The sequence below is a fragment of the Photobacterium sp. GB-50 genome, from assembly GCF_003026755.1.
Lineage (GTDB): Bacteria > Pseudomonadota > Gammaproteobacteria > Enterobacterales > Vibrionaceae > Photobacterium.
This window is the reverse complement of the sequence record NZ_PYNX01000017.1, coordinates 1-20,076: the sequence shown is the minus strand read 5'-3', so window position 1 is coordinate 20,076 and position 20,076 is coordinate 1. Positions and strand designations below refer to the sequence as shown.

Genomic DNA, 20,076 nt, shown 5'->3' with positions numbered 1-20,076 from the left:
TAGTTCTTCGACTAGATTTATTTAATTTGTTTTAACAACTTAAATTTCTCAATTTGCTCTGGGAACAAGTTACGATGTTTATCTCTACCTAAATAGACTTTAAATACACACTCGCCTGTTACGGCAAAAAAACCGATGAAGTAACTTTCCTTCCCCATAAAAGGTTTACTGACGAGCGCAACGTCCGAGACATGATCTAAACGTAAGTGACCATGTAACTCGCCCTCTTTACCCATTAGATTATAATATCCACGCGCTTCTTTGCCTTTTGGGAACGCCGCTTTTACTTCAAAGATAGAGCCCATTGAATGCACAATCGTAGTAACAGGTCCCCATTCAGGTAACGACTCTACGATTGTTTTCGCTAAATGGCCGGGCAATAAACACACCATTTCATCAGGGTAAGACATGACAACCTCACCTTCTGTTACGGCTAATTGCTCTGCGATTGAAACAGCATGAAGTTTTGGGTTATCAGTTAATAAATCAGCGACTTTCAATTTCAATTCTTCACGAGTGTATTGCTCAAACACCTTGGTTTTCCTTCTCTTTAGATATTTTTCTATACAACCAGCTTCCATAGAAAAAAAACTATTTATTGCGTCCATAAATTCTATGCATTTTTACTTTAGCCTTTGTTACTTAAACGTTCTCAATTGAGCAAGTCTAAGTCTTACATCATCGGCTAACTGTGCTCATGATATTAACGATCAAATAATATTGCAAATGATAATTGATATTATTCGTATTTCATGGATAATGATGTTTATACTGGTTATAAACATTAGTGTTACATCTGAAAAACAACTCTAATCTATTGAATAAACGGAATTATATTAAGAAATACACCATGCAAAAAACCGCAATTAAACATTTAGTTCACATTCCTTCATCTGTTCAATAAGGCGTACATTGTGAATATAAAACGTTATCTCATTGCTGGCTGTGCCTCTATTCTCTTCCACAGTCTTATTGTGTCAGCAATGCCAGAGAAGAAGATCATTACAGTCCCTCTTGAAAAGTCGACGAGTGTGGCTGTCAATTTAGTATCACTACCTAATATAAAACCAGAAACCATCATTGCACCTGCTACGGCTCAGCCTTCAGCAATCGTGACTCCTCAACCGGTTGTTAAAAACACACCTGCACCAAAAACAACAATGAAAAAGTTGGTCAAAAAATCACAACCTGAAAAGAAAAAGAAAACAGTTAAAGCTCCGGTTCAACCCACGAAGAAAGCCCCAAAGAAAATAGAAAAGAAGCCAGTAGTAACGAAAAATATTCAGAAAAAAGTTGAGAAAAAAACAGCGACTAAAAACGTAACAAATGCCCAACGAAAAACTGAGAAATTTGAACTTAAACCAACAAATTCTAGCCAGCCTGTGTCATCACAACTGGCATTAAATAAGACAACTAAAGCTAAAAAAACAACCGTTGGAGCACATTCACCTCAATTGGTCTCAAAACCCACGTTTGCCACGAAACCTTCCGCTGTGAAGTATCCACAATTAGCAAAACGTCGTGGTATTGAAGGCACAGTCTTAGTTGAAGTACTGATTGCAAAAGATGGTCATCAAGTTAAACAAAAACTGGTTAAATCATCTGGTGCCAATGTACTTGATGATGCGGCACTTAAAGCGATTAAAAAGTGGCGCTTCTCACCCCATATTGTTGACGGCATTGCTATTGCACACCGTGTTCAAATTCCCGTTCGTTTCAAATTGGATTAAATCATGCCTTTTATTGATAACCTCAACCAGCAACTTGGCCTAATGGCGTGGCCTCTTATTATTTGTTCTGTGCTCACTGTTATGATTTTAACTGAGCGTCTTATTCAAGTTTTGTTATGTACCGGTGTAGGCAAAACAAAAGTTACAGCACTCCTTGCTCAACAAAACCGTCACGACGAACACGCACTAGATAATTTAACCGAGGAGCTAAAACAGCAACGCCCTTTGCTTTATAAAGGAATTGCGATGTTAATTGCGCATCGCCATTTCACTAAACCATTACGTGAAGATGCTGCCGCTATTTGGTTAATACAAAAACGCACTGAATTACGTTCAGGTTTACGCTTATTAAGTCTGATTGGTGTTATTAGTCCGTTACTTGGTTTACTCGGTACAGTGCTTGGCTTAATTGATATGTTTACCGGTATTTCCCATTCAACAGGCTCTGTGACTCCCAGCGATCTTGCTGACGGTCTTGGTCTTGCTATGCGAACAACAGCTGCTGGTTTGATCATCGCACTTCCTGCCATTACTGGTGCACAACTACTTGGGCTATGGGCTGATAATGTTACGGCTAAACTAGAACACAGTTTAAACCGTTGTAATCTTTGGCTTGAAGGAATGAATGTTGACGCTGAAAACGGGAAAACATCAGCCTGTGATACCTGCGAACAAAACCCTGCCGTTAATGGGACTGCATCATGATCAAAGCCAACAGTAGCGTTTTCCAAACTGAGGAAATGAATCCAGACCTGACTCCATTACTGGATATTATTTTTATTGTCATGGTGTTTTTACTGTTAACAGCCACAGTGAAAATTAAAGCCCTCGATGTCGATTTACCACAAACAGCAACCAAAACATTACAGACAACCCAAGCCGATCCTATTGCTATTAATTTAGTATCAGAAGCACCTTATTGGGCACTGCAAGGTAAAAAAATCAATCAATGGGATGACTTCAAAACAGCCTTGTTACAAGAAGTGAAAACTAACCCAACGAAACCTGTTGTGATTGGTGCAGATAAAGCAGCCTCTGTTGAACAAATGCTCAAATTACTCGCCTTCTTGCAAGAAAATAATATCAAAGCGACTCAGCTACTTATGGAAGAATCAAACAATGCATAAACTCTCTCTATTAAAAACCTCTTTATTGACGCTGGTGTTAGGACTTAGTAGCTACGCGCAAGCAAGTACGGACTCAGCAACTGAGAAAAATAAAATCATCAGTGCTGGTGCTTCAGTTACTCAAATCATTAACGCCTTAGATGCTACTGATCAAGTCGTCGCCGTTGATCTAACAAGTAAAGGATTAGTGGATAAATCAACTCCTAAAGTGGGTTATCACCGCCAGCTTTCAGCTGAGAACTTAATGTCTTTATCCCCGACTCACCTTGTTGGTTCTAATGAAATGGGGCCACAAAGTACACTTAACCTACTTGAGCAATCAGGTGTTGAAGTTGATATTGTTAACTCAGGGGAAACCGTCAAAGATTTGCTTACACGTATTGATCAGATTGCTAAACTCACTGATCATCAAGATCGTGCTGAAAAGCTAAAACAAAAGCTTAATGTTCAGCTAGATAAAATTAATACTGCAACTGCCAATATTAAGACTCCTAAAAAAGTCTTGTTCTTAATGATCCATGATGGTCGCCCAATTAACATTGCAGGAAGTAATACTACTGCAGATAGCATCATTACACTTGCTGGTGCTAAAAACCCTGCTGCAACATCAATCAGTAACTACAAGCCTATATCTGGTGAAGCAATTGTTACCATGCAACCAGATATTATTTTGTTGAGCACACGTACAGCTAGCAAGATCAAAAACATGCAAGATCTAATTGCCCAAATGCCATTAATTGCCGCAACACCGGCTGCAACAAATAATGCATTACTCACAATAAAAAGTACTGCGCTCATTGGTGGTTTAGGACTCGAGAGTGTTAATGAAGCTTTAAAGCTTAATCAGGCTATTTATCCTTAAATTACGCCTCTATCTTCCCTATTTATTCGTGCGTAAGGTTGTTGTTACATGTATGCAAAACGCTTCTCAGCCCATCATATTTATATAATAAGTATCGCCTTACTTATTTTTACAGGGCTTTCTTCTATTGTTATAGGTCCTATGGCGATCAGTTATAAACAAAGTTTGTTAGCACTATTACCCGGTGATCATGAACTTGCTAAACATGTCAGCCTAGTGATCCATCAAATTCGTTTACCACGTACGCTTCTCTGTTTTGCTATCGGTGCAATTTTAGCTGTATGTGGCGCTGTACTACAGGGACTGTTTCGCAACCCGCTTGCAGATCCTGGGATCATCGGAATCACGGGCGGTGCAGGCTTAGGTGCTGCATTGGCCATTGTCTTATTTGCCCCTCTCACCGCATCATTCCCTCAGCTTTTAAACTTCGCTATTGTGCCTATTTTTGCCTTTATTGGCGGCGCAATCAGCACCGTTTTAGTTTATCGCTTAGGCACAGATAAAAACGGCACATCGGTGATGATCATGCTACTCGCTGGTGTCGCGATAACCGCAATTTCAGGCGCAGGGCTTGGGTTACTCAATTATGTTGCCGACGATCAAGCCTTACGTGATTTATCATTGTGGTCAATGGGTTCACTGGCTGGTGCAACATGGACAGGCATTATTCTCGCCTATTGCACATTCGGGTTACTCTTTACCTATTTTTATCGTCATACCAGTAATTTAAACGCGTTGTTATTAGGCGAAGCTGAAGCTCGACATATGGGGGTTAACACCCAAAAACTAAAACGTAATTTAATTATTACATGTGCTGCGGGAGTGGGTATGACTGTTGCCGTTTGTGGCCCGATTGGCTTTATTGGCTTGGTTATTCCTCATGTGGGGAGAATGCTAACAGGTCCAAATCATAAAACCTTATTGCCAATTTCGGCTTTACTTGGCGGATTAATCCTCTTGGTTGCCGATATGATTGCTCGAAGCGCATTCTCGCCTCAAGAACTGCCGGTTGGGATCATCACCGCCATGTTAGGCGCGCCTTTCTTTATCTATTTATTAGTTAATCAAAAGAGTCAGATGTCATGACGTTAAATCATTCAGCAAAGGTCGATTTTACAGCAAGTAGCGACAAAGTCTGTGTTATTCAGGCTCGCGACTTATCATTACAATTCGGTGATAAAGTCCTGCTAAATCATCTTGATATTGATATTCACGCAGGAGAAGTCACCGCATTACTTGGGCCAAACGGTGCAGGTAAAAGTACCCTGTTAAAAGTATTATGTGGTGAGATTACGCCAAAATCAGGCACGGTTTCTTTCTTTGATCAACCGCTTAATAATTGGGCTCGGGAAGAATTGGCATGTCACTTAGGTGTCCTTCCACAACATAGCGCATTATCGTTTGCCTTTACCGCGAAAGAAGTTGTCGAGCTAGGCGCAATTCCATTGCAGCTCACTTCGCCTGAACTGAAAGATGCAACAGCATCAAGCATGCAATACGTTGATATTAACAATTTAGCTAAACGTCTCTACCCCACCTTATCGGGGGGTGAAAAACAGCGTGTACACCTTGCCCGGGTTTTAACACAACTCAGTAAAGCCGGTGATAAATGTATCTTGATGTTAGATGAACCCACCTCAGCACTCGATCTCGCCCACCAGCACCACACCTTACAAATTGCCCAAAATATGGCTATACAAGGCGCCGCTGTAATTGTGGTATTGCACGATTTAAACCTTGCAGCCCAATACACTGATCGGATGATTTTCCTTAATGAAGGAGAAATAAAAGCCGACGGCACGCCAACACAAGTTCTTACTCCTGAAGTAATAGATACCTTATATGGTTGGCCTGTCAGTGTTCATACTCATCCAAGTGGTGATTTTCCTTATCTTTTATCAGCCAATCATTCTGTTTTTTAACGTTTTATCTATTAATGACTAGATATACACAATAAATTGAAGCTATTAGCATGACAAACATCGAGTTTTTACGGTTAATGATCAATTAATTCAATCAAGTTGAATAGAAAGATTGCACAACGCAAAACACACAGTAAAATGTGATCGCAAGCGATTACATGTGTAATTAGTGTAAAAATAGTTTCTATCTTCTAATGCCGCATTTTACTGCGGCTTTAGTTGTTTATGATCCATGATAATTGCAACACCCTATAATTCGGTATCAAATTGAATAATTAAGTAGCTAATAACTAAAGGATCTTCATCTCTGCGAGTGAACTCGTAAGCCATAGACTACGTAATTAATCAATTTGGTATCAAAAACCTTTGTCAGATCCTAATCTGACCATGATAAGAAGAATAAATATGGCAACCATTAAAGACGTTGCACGTATGGCAGGTGTATCAACTACTACAGTGTCGCACGTGATTAATAAAACACGCTTTGTTGCAGAAGCAACGCAACAAAAAGTTTTGGCTGCAGTAGATGAACTTAACTACGCCCCAAGTGCAGTAGCGCGAAGCTTAAAATGTAATACAACACGTACTATCGGCATGTTAGTCACTAAATCGACTAACCCATTTTTTGCCGAAGTTGTGCATGGTGTTGAAGAATATTGTTATGGTGCAGGCTACACACTGATCTTATGTAACACCGAAGGTAACTTAGAAAAACAACGTGATTACTTGCGTATGCTTTCTGAAAAGCGTGTTGATGGCCTATTGGTTATGTGCAGCGATCTGGATCAAATGCTGCTCGATTTACTTGAGCGTAAAAATGATCTTCCTATGGTTATCATGGACTGGGGCCCAGAAAGCCCACATACTGATAATATTCTAGATAACGCTGAAAACGGCGGTTATATTGCGACTAAGCACCTTATTGAAAATGGTCATAAGAAAATTGGCTGTTTATCTGGACAAGTTGATAAGTCTACTTGTCAAGAGCGCCTAAAGGGCTTCCGTAAAGCGATGAAAGAAGCAGATCTCACTGTTAATGCTAATTGGCTACTTGACGGTGACTTTGAGTGTGAGTCAGCCGTTGAAGCTGCTCATAAGTTTATCGCAATGGAAGATCGCCCTACTGCTATCTTCTGCTTTAACGACATTATGGCTATGGCTCTGATCAGTACCTTTGAACAGGCAGGTCTGCGTGTTCCTGGTGATATCTCAATCATTGGCTACGATAACATTGACCTTGCGCCCTACTTTGCGCCACCGCTAACAACTATCCACCAGCCTAAACGTCGTTTAGGTAAAAAGGCCATCGAAATCTTGCTAGAGCGTGTGAAAGACAAGAATCATGAGCGTCAAACCTTTGAAATGACGCCTAAACTTGTTGAGAGAAAATCGGTTAAAGATCTCAACTAATAAAATTTATCTTTCTATGTTAAGGAAAAGCCGATAAGTTAACCTTGTTGGCTTTTTTTTTACTTATAAAAAACAATCATGAGTATTTATAATTATAAAGCTTATTAAAATAAGCTAAGAACAAATACCTGAACCAATATCACATTTTTGAGAGCTTAGATTTAATATTAAAAGTATTATTTAATATAACTTTATATAGTCACGAACTGGCAAATTAATTGAAAGATTAAGACGCAAAACCACCGGCCTAAAAATTATGTTAATAATTCAAGGTAGCGGGGTTACCGAAGGATTATTATTGAACCGACAATATTATGACACAAACTTAACAATATATTGACAGTATCAATGTGTAGATTAATTAATCTATTTCCTCGCTCTTAATGTTTAGGTGACACTCATATTTTTTCACCGAGTAGAAGCATGGATAAACCAATATTAAAAGATTCATTAAAATTATTTGACCATTTTGGTTCAATAAAATCACGGTCGATGTTTGGCGGTTTTGGCATTTTTTCTGGTGATACAATGTTTGCATTAGTTGTGAACGATAAACTTCACTTACGTGCAAATGCTGAAACTGAAAAGGAATTCAAACAAGCTGGCTTGGAACCCTATGTTTATAAAAAACGTGGCTTCCCTGTTGTAACCAAGCACTATGCAATACCCGACCAATGGTGGGATGAACCCACAAAGATTGTAGCTCAAGGTAGGTATTCACTGGATGCAGCAGAAAAAGACAAGCAAGAAAAGGAGAGTTGCGTACCTGACCGAATTAAAGATTTACCTAATCTACGATTATCAAATGAAAGAATGCTTAAAAAAGCAGGCATAAACACTATTGAACAACTTCTAGCAGTGGGCTCTCTTGGCGCATATAAAGCACTTCAAGAATCACAAACAAGTCCATTGAGTATTGAATTGCTTTGGGCATTGGAAGGCGCAATTAGCGGTCAACATTGGTCAGTTATTCCTGAGCAACGTCGAAATGAACTATTATCTGCCTTATCTTAAAAATATAAGTTGTCTTAAATATAAAATACTTAGGAATAAAAGAGCCCCCATTCTTTTATTTCTAAGTATACCTTTCAAAAATAATTTCCGTATTATCCTTATCTTCCTTTATAAAATTCAATATTTATTTGGTTTAATTGCATAATAACAAACTTTTGCCATTAAATTAATTCCCTCCGTTTTGCACTCCTTGATTTATATAAATGATAATTATCTTTATTTATATTCCATGCCTAATTATTTGCTAATACGACCAATAACCCATCTTCTCACTAATAAATAACGTGGCGCTTTAAACTGTCTTATCTCCTGCTGATTTTTTCACCAACCAATTGAAGAAAAAGAAATATTTATCATTAAATGAAATACAATGTCTGTTGTTAAGGTCTACATGTTTACTACTGCTACTGACTAAGATCGTATAAGCCCTATGTTTAGGGTGTTTTTTAAGGAATAACATGCGCATTTCGATCAAAAAAATTGACTCTTTATGGGTAAAGCCTTTGCTATGGCTTCAAGCTCGCCACTATGGTCAAGTATTAAACCCTGCAAAGCTATGGGGACGTAAACCTGTTTTATTTTGGTTAGTCGCAGTTTTTTTTGGTTTTCTCGACCGTAAGAAGTCACCGATTCAAGATGTCATGCGATCTTTGGTCTGTGTGCGTGTTTCACAATTAAACGATTGTGCCTTTTGTGTTGATGCCAATGGTATGAAGCTCGCCGAACGTTGTGATTCAGAAGATAAAATTAAAGCACTCGCCAACTGGCAACACTCTACGCTGTTTACAGATCAAGAACGCGCTGTGTTGGCCTACACTGAAGCGATGACAATAACAGGCAAACGAGTGACAGATGAAATGCTTGTCGCGCTACAAGAATGGTATAGCAGTGATGATATTATTGAACTCACTGCTTTAGTTAGCTTTCAGAACTTGTCGGCGAAATTTAACACTGCGCTCGATGTGCCAGCACAAGGCTTTTGTTCTCTTCCTATTACGCCTAACGATATTGCTCAAGATAACGTGCAAGCATCAGATAAAAACATAACGAAAAAGGATCAGGCAAATGAATAAGAAAAAAACGCTATTACTGCTGGTCATTGTCAGCCTTATTGCGTTATGGCTACATTTTGATCTAGGCCAATACCTTACCCTTGAGTTCATCAAACAAGAACAATTAGCCCTACAAGCAAAGATTGAAAGTCAACTTTTCACTGCTTACTTGTTTTTCTTTGTACTCTATATTGCCGTGACAGCCCTTTCCTTACCCGGCGCTGCCATTTTAACGTTGCTCGGAGCGGCATTATTTGGTTTTTGGCCTAGCCTTATTATTATTTCTTTTGCCAGCACAATAGGTGCAACATTGGCTTTTCTATCAAGCCGCTATATTTTGCAAGACTGGATACAACAGCGGTTTGGACAACGCCTCGCGACCATTAATCAAGGGATTGAAAACGAAGGCGCATTTTATCTATTAACGCTGCGTTTAATCCCTGTAGTGCCGTTTTTTCTGATCAACTTACTAATGGGTTTAACCCCGATTAAAACTCGTACCTTCTTCTTTGTCAGTCAGCTTGGGATGCTGGCTGGAACTGCTATTTATGTGAATGCTGGTACTCAACTGAGTAACATTAATAGTTTGAGCGAAATCATCTCATTTCCTGTATTGATATCTCTTGTATTACTCGGGATCTTCCCACTGCTCGCAAAAACAATTATTTATTACATCAAAAGCCAAAAGGTTTATAGCGGTTGGCAAAAACCTACAGTATTTGATCAAAACCTAGTGGTAATTGGTGCTGGTGCTGGCGGTTTAGTCAGCTCCTATATCGCGGCAGCCGTAAAAGCGGAAGTCACATTAATTGAGCGTCATAAAATGGGCGGCGATTGCTTAAACACAGGTTGTGTGCCATCTAAAGCCTTAATCCGTGTCGCTCATAGCGCTTATGAGCTGCAACAAGCAAAACAATTTGGTATTGAAGCTAAAATTGAAAAAATCGACTTTAAAGCCGTTATGACTCGTGTTCACAACGTTATCAAAGATATCGAACCGCATGATTCTATTGAACGTTACAGCAAGCTTGGTGTGAATTGTATCCAAGGTGACGCGACGATTTTGTCGCCTTGGGAAGTAGAAGTTAACGGCAAAGTGATCACCACACGTAATATCATTATCGCAACAGGGGCTTCCCCATTGTTGCCCAATATTTCAGGCTTAAACACAGTCAATCCATTAACGTCCGATAACCTATGGCAACTAGATACTTTACCTAAAAAGTTATTGATTTTGGGTGGTGGTCCTATTGGTTGTGAATTAGCTCAAGCGTTTAATCGTCTTGGCGCATCTGTCATCTTAGTTGAAATGGCAGATCAGCTACTTAATCGTGAAGATAAAGATGCAGCCGATTTAATCTATCAAAAGCTAACTCATGAAGGTGTTAGAGTACTTCTTAAACACAAAGCCGTTAGTTTTGTAGAGAAAGGATCTGCGCAATATCACCACGTTAAGCTTGATGATCTTACGACAGAGCAAACGGTCGACGTTGAATTTGATCAGGTTATTGTGGCGCTAGGTCGTGTTGCTAATACCAAAGGTTTTGGTTTGGAGCAGCTAAAATTAGCAACAAATCCACAAGGGACTATCAAAGTTAACCACTACCTACAAACACAATATCCTAATATATACGCTGTGGGTGATGTGGCAGGCCCTTTCCAATTAACTCATGCTGCAGCGCATCAAGCATGGTATGCCTCAGTAAATAGTTTGTTTGGTACATTCAAAAAGTTTAAAGCTGATTACTCGGTATTACCTGCCGTTACCTATACTGCGCCAGAGTTAGCTCGAGTTGGTCTCAATGAAAAAGAGGCTATTTCACAAAATATCGATTATCGAACATATACTTACCCTATATCCGATTTAGATCGAGCGATTGCCGACAATGCTGCCGAAGGTTTCGTTAAAGTTCTAACCCCGCCCAATAGCGATAAGATTTTAGGGGTCACAATTGTCGGCCATCATGGCGGTGAACTACTGGCGGAATTTACCTTAGCAATGCGCTATAAACTGGGATTGAATAAGATTTTATCGACGATTCACCCTTATCCCACCATGAGTGAAGCCACTAAATATACGGCTGGTGTATGGAAACAGGCCAATGCCCCACAAAAGTTATTGGCAATGGTTAAACGTTATCATCAATGGATGCGTAAATAGGTCATTCGATACAAGGAATTAAAAAGGACGAAACTCTGATGATGAAAAAAAATGTACTAAAAGCCTTGTCGAAAGGCATCGCGTTATCGTTAACAATTTCTAGCTTCGCTTACGCTGAAGAAACGAAAGCACCTGCAAATGAAAGTCAAAGCTGGCAACAAATTGAACAAAAAGCCAAAGGTCAAACGGTCTACTTCAATGCGTGGGGTGGCAGTCAAGAAATCAACGACTATTTAAAATGGGCCGATAAACAATTACAAAAAAGTTACGGTGTAACTCTAAAGCAAGTCAAAGTCACCGATATCGCTGAAACGACCCAGCGCCTACTGGCAGAAAAAACAGCGGGGAAAAACACCAACGGTGGGGTTGATTTAGTTTGGATCAATGGTGAAAACTTTCGTTCAATGAAGCAACATCACCTCTTGTACGGCCCTTTTACTCAACAGTTACCCAATTGGAAGTATGTTGATACTAAGCTACCTATTGATCAAGATTTCAGCGAACCAACAGAAGGCTATGAAGCGCCTTGGGGCGTTGGTCAACTCGTCTTTATTTACGATACCAGTGTGCTTAAACAACCACCTCAAAGCTTTAAAGAGCTATTAGCATTAGCGCAAAAGAATCCTGGTAAGATCAGCTACCCTCGCCCACCAGAGTTTCATGGTAGCAGCTTTTTAAAAGCAGCATTGCTAGAGCTCACTGACGATAAAAAAGCACTCTATCAGCCGTTATCATTACCCGCAGAAAAAACGCTATTTGATAACGTGACAGCACCGCTTTGGCACTATTTAGATCAGCTCCATAAAGTGGCATGGCGTGGTGGTAAACAGTTCCCAGCGGGCACTGCAGAAACCGTACAACTGCTTGACGATCAGCAATTATTATTAGCTATCACTTTTAATCCTAACGCTGCCTCAGCTGCAATTGAGAACGGTAATTTAACTGAAAATGCGAAAACCTATGCCTTTAAGCAAGGGGCATTAACCAATATTCACTTTTTAGCGATACCATGGAATGCATCAGCAAAAGAAGGGGCACTGGTTGCGATAAACTTTTTAATGAGCCCAGAAGCACAAGCGCGTAAATCAGACACCAAGATTTGGGGCGATCCAACAGTGCTAAAAGCCCAAGCCTTTAGCCAATTAGCTGAACCTTATAAGAGCCAATCTTTTGAGCTTTATCCATCTATTGCCGAACCCAACCCTACATGGCTAATGGCTATTGAGCATGAATGGCAAAAGCGTTACGGACACTAAACTTTGTTATGTTGCTCTAACTGTTATTAAAACAGCCAGCCCATCACTGTGCTCTGCTCTTTCATCAGCAAGTTCAGACATGCTGGCTGTTTTTATTAAGCTTTTTCTAATTCGATTTGCGCGTTAGGCTCAAACTCTTTACTGATCATCCAACATGCTATCCATGCCGTAATAGGTGCAACAATAATCAACGATAAGCTACCAATTAATGTTCGTGCAATTTCGGCTGCCACGACTTTCATGTTGATAATTTGCATCACATCGTTACCACGACTCGCAAACAACATAATCATTGTTAAAAAACTGCCTGAATAGGCTAACAATAAAGTGGTTGTCATCGTCCCGATCACCGCATTGCCAACTCGAAAACCTGATCTCAACAAATCCATTTGATTCATGTCTGGCGCATTGATTTTTAGCTCTTCCATCGTTGCTGCCATTTCCATCGCAACATCCATTGCCGCCCCACTCGCCCCAATTAAAATCGCTGCATACAGAATATCTAGCATGTTTAAATACATGCCTGTTTCAAACAATAAGGGCTGAGCTAAAGGTTGTGTCATACCGTCTAAATGAAGTAACTTGCCGACCAACACACACAGAATCATGGTGACAATTAATCCAATAATCGTGCCTGCCAATGCCGCCTTTCCTTTTGCTGTCCAACCGGCAACGGACAAAATGATCAAACTACACAGCATTAATAAACACACGGCGGTGACTAACAAAGGAGAATAACCCGCCATAAGCCCAGGGATCAGAAGCTCTACAATGATCACAATAGATCCAATGAACGACAGTAACGCTTTAGCACCGACTTTTCGTGCATACAGTAACAAGCCTAAACTAAAGGCAATTGCTAAACCAATTAATGCAGGAAGACGATAACGAGATATCACCCTTGTACGTGTGTGATCATTCTTCGCTATCGCCACTAAAACGCGATCGCCAACCTGATAATATTCATCATATTCCATCGCACCATTCATCAAATTGTAGGCAACGACTTTTTTATTATTACTCAGCGTTAAATCTAACGCCTGCTCTCCCAGACGATTACTACCAATAATTGTGACCTTGCTGTTATTAACCGCAGTTACTTCACCGACTTTATAGTCAGATCCTGTCACACCTTGACTAAACATTTCACAACACGTCACTAGAAGAACGATAAAGGCTAAAATCACACCGCGCATGTTTGTTTCCAACTGCTTTAAAAACCACGAAAAAAGGCTGTCCAAGACAGCCTTTACCTAAAAATTAATCCCTAACTACCAATTTTTACGTTCATTAATGTCGCTAATGTTTTCGCCACTTGGGTGTTATCTTCAAAATTGCCAAATTTCTCAGCACCGACACCAACTGCAGAAAGCGGTAATTGTGTCGCGGTATGCGCATAGCTTGTCCAGTAAACACCTGCTCGTTGTGAAGTGATGTGCGCTACAGCAATGGCTACTGGATCATACCCACCATAAGTCGCATCATTATGCGTGCTGTAACCGTCAAAATCAGTGATATTTTTAGCACGAAGTTCGTCATCGATATCCATCGCATGATTTAGCGTTTGCTGCTCTTCCTTCGTCAGCAACTTCAAACCAAAATGCTCATCGATATGCTTCATGAAGGCTTTACGATCGCCGTTATATACACCTTGAAGCTTGTCTTCGATAGACTCATCAACATCTTTTAGCTTATCTAACTGTACAAAATAGTTCTCACCTAAGCCTAAGCCCATACCACCAGTTTCATGATCGCCCGCTACAATAATTAGTGTTTCATCTTTATGGTGCTCATAAAAATCAACAGCCGCTTTTACTGCTTGATCGAATGCGATCGTATCTTGAATCACCGTTGATACATCATTAGCATGTGCCGCGTGATCAATTCGACCACCTTCTACCAACATGAAGAAACCGTCAGGATCGTACTTCAATGTTTCGATGGCTTTTGACGTCATTTGCGCTAGAGATGGCGTACTAAGATCTTTCTTACGATCAATTTCATAAGGAAGGTGTGATGATGCAAAAGATGCAAACACCTTTTGCGAGTTCGTTGGATGGAATGCTAAGAAATCAGCCGAAGAATCAGCACCAACAAAAGTGTGGTAGCCTTTTTGTTTGAACCCATCAACAAGGTTCTTACCGTCTTTACGTTTACTGCCTTCGCCATTAATAAAGTGACGAGAGCCACCACCGGCAAAGAAATCGACATTCGATGCTAGGTAATCATTGGCAATTTCATTTTCGTTATCGCGACTAATGTTTTTAGCAACAAAAGTTGCTGGTGTCGCATGGGTCAAACGTGTAGTGGTAACAATACCTGTTGCCATCCCCTTATCTTTCGCAGCATCCAATGTTGAGCGTAACTTATGCCCTTTTGGATCCATTGCAATAACGCCATTATCCGTTTTTACTCCGGTCGCTAATGCTGTACCTGCTGCTGCAGAATCGGTTACTAAAGTATTGGCTGAATGGGTGGTAATAATGCCTGCTACAGGCATTGCATTAATGGCTAAACGTTGTGTCTCATCCCCATTTTGTTGCTGCAAGTAGTATTCACTGATCTGACGTTGGGCTGTCCCCATACCGTCACCAATCATAAAGAATACATATTTCGGCGCATCTGCTGCATGAGCACTTAAAGAAAGAAGTAAAGATGATGCAATTAAAGTGGGTTTTAAAATAGACATTGCTAACTCGCTGTTTTTATTGAATGCGAGCAAGCTACATTGCATTTATTAAACAATTCTTACAAAACACACTATATACTTAATAGGCATCATCAATGGAATCAATGTCACCTTATTAACGCATCCATTCATGATGAAGCTGCTCACTGTCGCCTAAATAATCGAGTAACCAACTGACAGCTGGGCTCAACGTTTCTGTATTCCATGCTAAACAACAGGGACTCATTGAAGGCTTCACCGCGAGCTCTTTTTCCACCAGCTCTCCTGATTCAATTTTACTGATCGCCATATGGCTAGGAACAACAGAAATGCCTAATCCAGCCTGTAAACATTGAAATGCACTGTGCCAACTTGGCACCATGATCCGACGTTGGTTATCCATTAGCCAAGTTGTTCGTTTAGGTAACGTTCGAGAGGTATCTTCTAAACAAATCGCAGGATATTGCGCTAATTCAGAAGGCTCTAACGGATGCGATGCCATTGCTAAAGGATGATCTGGCGATACCACAAACTTCCACGTTAAAACGCCCATATCACGATAATCAAAGCTGCCACCAATTGGCACTGCAGCAGTTGCGCCAATGGCAATATCAGCCCGCCCATCAGCTAAGGCATCCCATACCCCATTAAACACTTCCATTGTTAGGTGCAACTCTACATCTGGAAAATGTAAATAGAAATCTCGAACAAGGGTATTTACTCGACTTTGGCGTACCACGGTATCGAGCGCAACAGAGACATTTTCTGACCAACCATTCGCTACCCGTTGGGTTTGATATTTAATGGTATCCATCTGTTTAATAAGTTTGCGCGCTTCTTCGACGAAATACTCACCAGCGGGTGTCAATTTCACCTGCCTGTGCAATCGAACAAATAATTCGACAGCTAATCGCTCTTCTATTAATCGAACAGTATAACTAATCGCACTAGGGACCTTATGTAATTCTTCAGCCGCAGCAGAGAAGCTGCCACGACGGGCAACTACGTCAATAACTTGGAGATCGTTGTATGAAAACATATCAAATCAAATTTTTTGAAAGCAATGTTGAAATATTAGCGTTTCACAGCGATTTAAACCAGTATTACACTACACATATGTCATATAGATATAGTTATAATAAAAATGAATAAACAACACGCTAAACCATCAAAAATCACCCTATTTTGGTTCGCTTGCTTAAGCATGCTGGGCTTTTTAGCCACAGATATGTATTTACCTGCGTTTGAAACGATTCGTGCCGACTTTGCTACAACCCAATCTCTAATCGGCCTTTCGCTTAGTATCTTCTTACTTGGTATGGCATTAGGCCAACTGGTTTACGGCCCACTGTCTGATCGTATTGGACGTATTAAAGTACTACTTGGCGGTATTGCGCTATTTAGCCTTGGCTCTTTAGCCTCTGCTTTTGCGTCAAACATTGAAGTGTTCTTATTAGCACGTTTCGCTCAAGCATTGGGTGCATGTAGCGCAACGGTTATTTGGCAGGCAGTGGTTGTTGACCGTTACGAGGGTAAAACTTCTGAGCGTGTATTCGCAACCATTATGCCGCTTGTCGCGTTATCTCCAGCATTAGCACCATTATTAGGCGCACTGCTTGAACATCACGTAGGCTGGCGCAGCATCTTTATTGCATTAGTCGGTTTTGGTGCTGTTTTAGCAATGCTAACGCTTAAAGAAAAAGAAAGTGCTGCATTAGATAAAGAGCAAGAAAGCGTAACGGTTCAACTACGTAAAGACTATAGCCAAATCCTACGCTCTAAAAAGTTCTGGGGTAACATGGTTATTTTCGCAGCATGTTCTGCGGCATTCTTTGCTTACTTAACAGGTTCGCCATTTGTTATGTCTGCAATGGGTTACTCAGGTGCAGATATTGGCCTAAGCTACGCACCACAAACGGTGGCATTTATTGTCGGTGGTTACGGTTGTCGTACTTTATTAAACCGTTACTCAGGTAAGCAACTTCTACCGTGGATTTTAGCGCTATTCTTTGCAAGCGTAGCAGTAATGTTCGTTATCTCTACGACAACAACAGTAACAACAATCTGGCCTATCTTAATCCCATTCTGCTTCCTAGCTGTTGCGAATGGTGCGATTTACCCGATTGTTATTAGCTCTGCACTGTCTGACTTTAAAAACTGTAGCGCAACCGCTGCTGGCCTGCTTAACTTTATGCAGACTATGGTATGTTTTGCAGCAAGTGGTTTAGTTTCTGCATTCGCTGCACACGGTCTGTTAACAGTAACAACTGGCATGTTCATTACTGGCTTTATTGCAATCGTTGGTTTTGTCCTAGTCGTTCAAGCTCGTAAAGATGAGCAAGATGTTGAACTACAAACTGCGTAATATGCTTTAACCCATCTACATACTGGTTTAACACAAGGGGGAGCTGATAATTCAGCTCCCCCTTTTTTGTTTCCAGTCTATTCAACGTGCTCGTCCACCTCAGCTAGACATGAAGCCACTCGCAAAATACAGAGCTTGAAATGAAATATCAGAATAAAAGCGTCTACAAAGGCAGATTTTAACTAGCCAATAATTGCTTGGTATTAGATTTAACATTAGTAAAGTGATGTGACATTCATTCAAGCGTCAATCTATTGAGCAACTAAGGTATTTCCAATGCTAGATACGTACCTCTCTTACATCAAAATATTAACGAAAGACTTTGCGAAATATTTTCTCGCTACGGTGTTAGTGCTCAGCATAAAAGGTGAATTGTTCAATATCGGCTTGCGAGTTTGGTCAGACAACGAGATGTCATTTTATGAAGATGGTTTGTGGCAAATCACTTTGATCTTATCATTCTTGATTACTTGTTGTGTGATGATAAATAAATATGCACCTGAGTAGTTGCTCTATAATGCGATTTCTTAATCAAATACAGCATTAGATAAAGAGCAAAAAAGCGTAACGCTCACTACGTAAAGAATGGAGCCAAATCCTACGCTATAAAAGTTCTGGGTAACATGGTAATTTTTCAGCGTGTTCTGAAGCATTCCTTGGTAGCTTATTTAACAGGCATGTTCATTACCAGCTTTACTACAATCGCTAATTTTGTCCTAGTGGTTCAAAACCGTAAAGACGAACAAAGTGGCGAACGACAAACTGCATAATATGCTTTAACCAATCTACATACTGGTTTAACAAAAAGGGGGAGCTGAATTATCAGCCCCCCCTTTTTGTTTTTTGTCTATTCTACTGCCCTGCCATCCTCTTTAGATATGTTTACACTTCTATGACAAGATAGTTAGCGTATTAATAGAGTATCATTAGTACGCTTTACTCGTTTTTCAGACAAAAACAACCTGTAACATATCTACCAACATTAAAAGTCACCTCGTATGGCTTGTCTCAACAATCACGATTTATGACTAATAAAGGAAAATAATGTCACTATTTATAGCAATGTTTTCATTCGCACTCGCAATGTCTATTTCACCCGGCCCTGTTAATATGATCATTGTATCTTCAGGGGCTTCTTACGGTGTCCGTAAAACAACACCTTTCGTTTCAGGTGCAACTATTGGTTTAGTTTCATTATTGTTATTTATTGGCTTAGGGTTCAGTAAAGTTATTGATTTATATCCAAAATTTTTAAGTTATCTAGAAGTCGCAGGTTCACTATTTATTATTTATATGGGCTATCTTATTGCGTCATCAAAGCCTGAGTTAGATATAAAAAAGCAAAAACAACCCACTTTCATCCAAGGGTGCTTATTACAATGGTTAAACCCTAAAGCTTGGATTGCATGTGTTGCTGGTGTGTCAATGTTTTCAGAAGCCAATAACAATCACATCTTTTTAAGTTTTGTATTTATTTACTTTATCGTTTGTTATCTATCATTATTTTCTTGGTCTCTCTTAGGCAGCAAGGTCACTCTCTTCCTTAATAACGAACTGAGACTAAAAGTATTCAATCTTTTTATGGGCTGTTTATTAATTCTCACCGCTTGTTATTTACTCTATACACAATTTAGTTAATGAATAAATCCACTTAATAGGGAGCTAATCATTAGCCCATATTTTCATACCTCACATCTCGCTTTCAAATCACCTTAATTAATACCAAAAAATTAAACTTTATATTAATCAATTACGTATTAGCTTTAATGTGTAAATGGAGAGTAATTGATGACAAGCAGACAAGAGTCACTATCACGTATCATCGAGATGGCTTGGGAAGATAGAACCCCGTTTGAAGCGATTGCAATACAATATGGTCTGGATGAACAAGGTGTGATCAAGCTAATGCGCCAACACCTTAAGCCAAGTAGCTTTAAACTATGGCGACAGCGCGTATCAGGAAGAAAAACCAAACACTTAAAATTGCGCTCACCATATGTCAGTCGTGGTTACTGTCCGACACAATACAAACAGCGTTAAACACGTTTTATAGGGTTATTAATGCGCCCTATTCTTACAGCACTTACCATTAATTTAATATACAGTTAAACGTGAATCTCTTCCTTTCAGCTCTTTAAACTTACCAACTTGACTAACCTTCATACTAAAAAGGCTTATTTCCTAACGTTCTAATTTTACCTCGATACTTTCCTTTTACTGTGTAGCAAAATTTTTCTTCACCAGCAACCTACTTTAACGTAGCAAATAATATCTATGTCGCATTATTAATTGTGATAATAAATATCAACTATTTTTATATCCTTACTAAGAAATACTTTTACTAAAGCTAAAATTAGAGAATTAGAGAATTAGAGAATTAGAGAATTAGAGAATTAGAGAATTAGAGAATTAGCAAGATAAGTTTAATTATTTCAATATTCATCTACATAATTCAATATTTAAGTAAAAACTCTATTATTTAAATTCAAAAGTAAAATAGTGCTAACAT

The 20,076-nt window shown here is 39.6% G+C and carries 19 protein-coding genes and 1 riboswitch; of the genes, 15 read left to right on the top strand and 4 right to left on the bottom strand.

Translation table 11 applies throughout. The features are described from left to right. Positions 1–17: 17 nt before the first annotated feature. Positions 18–533, bottom strand: a complete 516-nt coding sequence (hutX, locus tag C9J41_RS16975; protein ID WP_107206406.1) for a heme utilization cystosolic carrier protein HutX — start codon at positions 531–533, stop codon at positions 18–20. A 381-nt stretch (positions 534–914) separates the two neighbouring features. On the opposite strand from hutX, the gene C9J41_RS16970 reads away from it, so the two are divergent. From C9J41_RS16970 to C9J41_RS16920, 11 genes are all read left to right on the top strand, one after another. Next, entirely contained in the window at positions 915–1,730 is an 816-nt protein-coding gene (locus C9J41_RS16970; protein WP_107294815.1) for an energy transducer TonB, read from the top strand. A gap of 3 nt (positions 1,731–1,733) precedes the next feature. After that, positions 1,734–2,435, top strand: a complete 702-nt coding sequence (locus tag C9J41_RS16965; protein ID WP_005368267.1) for a MotA/TolQ/ExbB proton channel family protein — start codon at positions 1,734–1,736, stop codon at positions 2,433–2,435. Continuing rightward, positions 2,432–2,857 carry a biopolymer transporter ExbD gene (locus C9J41_RS16960; RefSeq protein ID WP_107206404.1) on the top strand — a complete coding sequence of 142 codons (426 nt, stop codon included), beginning with the start codon at positions 2,432–2,434 and terminating at the stop codon, positions 2,855–2,857. The genes C9J41_RS16965 and C9J41_RS16960 overlap by 4 nt, the downstream gene beginning before the upstream one ends. Further along, positions 2,850–3,719 carry a hemin ABC transporter substrate-binding protein gene (locus C9J41_RS16955; protein WP_107294814.1) on the top strand — a complete coding sequence of 290 codons (870 nt, stop codon included), beginning with the start codon at positions 2,850–2,852 and terminating at the stop codon, positions 3,717–3,719. Before C9J41_RS16960 ends, C9J41_RS16955 begins: the two co-directional genes overlap by 8 nt. A gap of 48 nt (positions 3,720–3,767) precedes the next feature. Continuing rightward, entirely contained in the window at positions 3,768–4,805 is a 1,038-nt protein-coding gene (locus C9J41_RS16950) for an iron ABC transporter permease (RefSeq protein ID WP_107246960.1), read from the top strand. Beyond that, positions 4,802–5,641, top strand: a complete 840-nt coding sequence (locus C9J41_RS16945) for a heme ABC transporter ATP-binding protein (RefSeq protein ID WP_107206401.1) — start codon at positions 4,802–4,804, stop codon at positions 5,639–5,641. Before C9J41_RS16950 ends, C9J41_RS16945 begins: the two co-directional genes overlap by 4 nt. 405 nt (positions 5,642–6,046) lie before the next feature. Further along, on the top strand, positions 6,047–7,051 hold the full coding sequence (gene purR, locus C9J41_RS16940) for an HTH-type transcriptional repressor PurR (RefSeq protein WP_107294813.1): 1,005 nt from the start codon (positions 6,047–6,049) through the stop codon (positions 7,049–7,051). 198 nt (positions 7,052–7,249) lie between these two features. Continuing rightward, a riboswitch (cyclic di-GMP riboswitch) is annotated at positions 7,250–7,340 on the top strand. A gap of 134 nt (positions 7,341–7,474) precedes the next feature. After that, positions 7,475–8,065: a TfoX/Sxy family DNA transformation protein gene (locus C9J41_RS16935; RefSeq protein ID WP_105060044.1), complete on the top strand. Its 591-nt coding sequence runs from the start codon at positions 7,475–7,477 to the stop codon at positions 8,063–8,065. Between the two features lie 458 nt (positions 8,066–8,523). Next, a complete protein-coding gene (locus tag C9J41_RS16930) occupies positions 8,524–9,138 on the top strand; it encodes a carboxymuconolactone decarboxylase family protein (protein ID WP_107294812.1) in 615 nt (204 codons plus the stop codon). Then, a complete protein-coding gene (locus C9J41_RS16925; RefSeq protein ID WP_107294811.1) occupies positions 9,131–11,278 on the top strand; it encodes an FAD-dependent oxidoreductase in 2,148 nt (715 codons plus the stop codon). Before C9J41_RS16930 ends, C9J41_RS16925 begins: the two co-directional genes overlap by 8 nt. 38 nt (positions 11,279–11,316) lie before the next feature. Continuing rightward, on the top strand, positions 11,317–12,534 hold the full coding sequence (locus C9J41_RS16920) for an ABC transporter substrate-binding protein (protein WP_107287631.1): 1,218 nt from the start codon (positions 11,317–11,319) through the stop codon (positions 12,532–12,534). A gap of 95 nt (positions 12,535–12,629) precedes the next feature. Here the strand turns inward: C9J41_RS16920 and C9J41_RS16915 are convergent, their stop codons facing one another. From C9J41_RS16915 to punR, 3 genes are all read right to left on the bottom strand, one after another. After that, entirely contained in the window at positions 12,630–13,730 is a 1,101-nt protein-coding gene (locus C9J41_RS16915) for a YibE/F family protein (RefSeq protein WP_107294810.1), read from the bottom strand. Between the two features lie 71 nt (positions 13,731–13,801). Then, positions 13,802–15,223, bottom strand: coding sequence for an alkaline phosphatase (locus tag C9J41_RS16910; protein WP_107294839.1), 1,422 nt, complete (start codon positions 15,221–15,223; stop codon positions 13,802–13,804). A gap of 115 nt (positions 15,224–15,338) precedes the next feature. Next, the gene (gene punR, locus C9J41_RS16905; RefSeq protein ID WP_105060039.1) at positions 15,339–16,241 is read right to left on the bottom strand and encodes a DNA-binding transcriptional activator PunR; all 903 of its coding nucleotides are present in this window, start codon (positions 16,239–16,241) and stop codon (positions 15,339–15,341) included. Between the two features lie 105 nt (positions 16,242–16,346). On the opposite strand from punR, the gene punC reads away from it, so the two are divergent. From punC to C9J41_RS16885, 4 genes are all read left to right on the top strand, one after another. Beyond that, positions 16,347–17,567: a purine nucleoside transporter PunC gene (gene punC, locus C9J41_RS16900; protein ID WP_107287632.1), complete on the top strand. Its 1,221-nt coding sequence runs from the start codon at positions 16,347–16,349 to the stop codon at positions 17,565–17,567. 276 nt (positions 17,568–17,843) lie between these two features. After that, positions 17,844–18,074, top strand: a complete 231-nt coding sequence (locus tag C9J41_RS16895; RefSeq protein WP_107246936.1) for a hypothetical protein — start codon at positions 17,844–17,846, stop codon at positions 18,072–18,074. Between the two features lie 537 nt (positions 18,075–18,611). Further along, positions 18,612–19,205, top strand: a complete 594-nt coding sequence (locus C9J41_RS16890) for a LysE family translocator (RefSeq protein WP_107294809.1) — start codon at positions 18,612–18,614, stop codon at positions 19,203–19,205. 150 nt (positions 19,206–19,355) lie between these two features. Then, on the top strand, positions 19,356–19,607 hold the full coding sequence (locus C9J41_RS16885; RefSeq protein WP_107246933.1) for a TIGR03643 family protein: 252 nt from the start codon (positions 19,356–19,358) through the stop codon (positions 19,605–19,607). Positions 19,608–20,076: the final 469 nt, after the last annotated feature.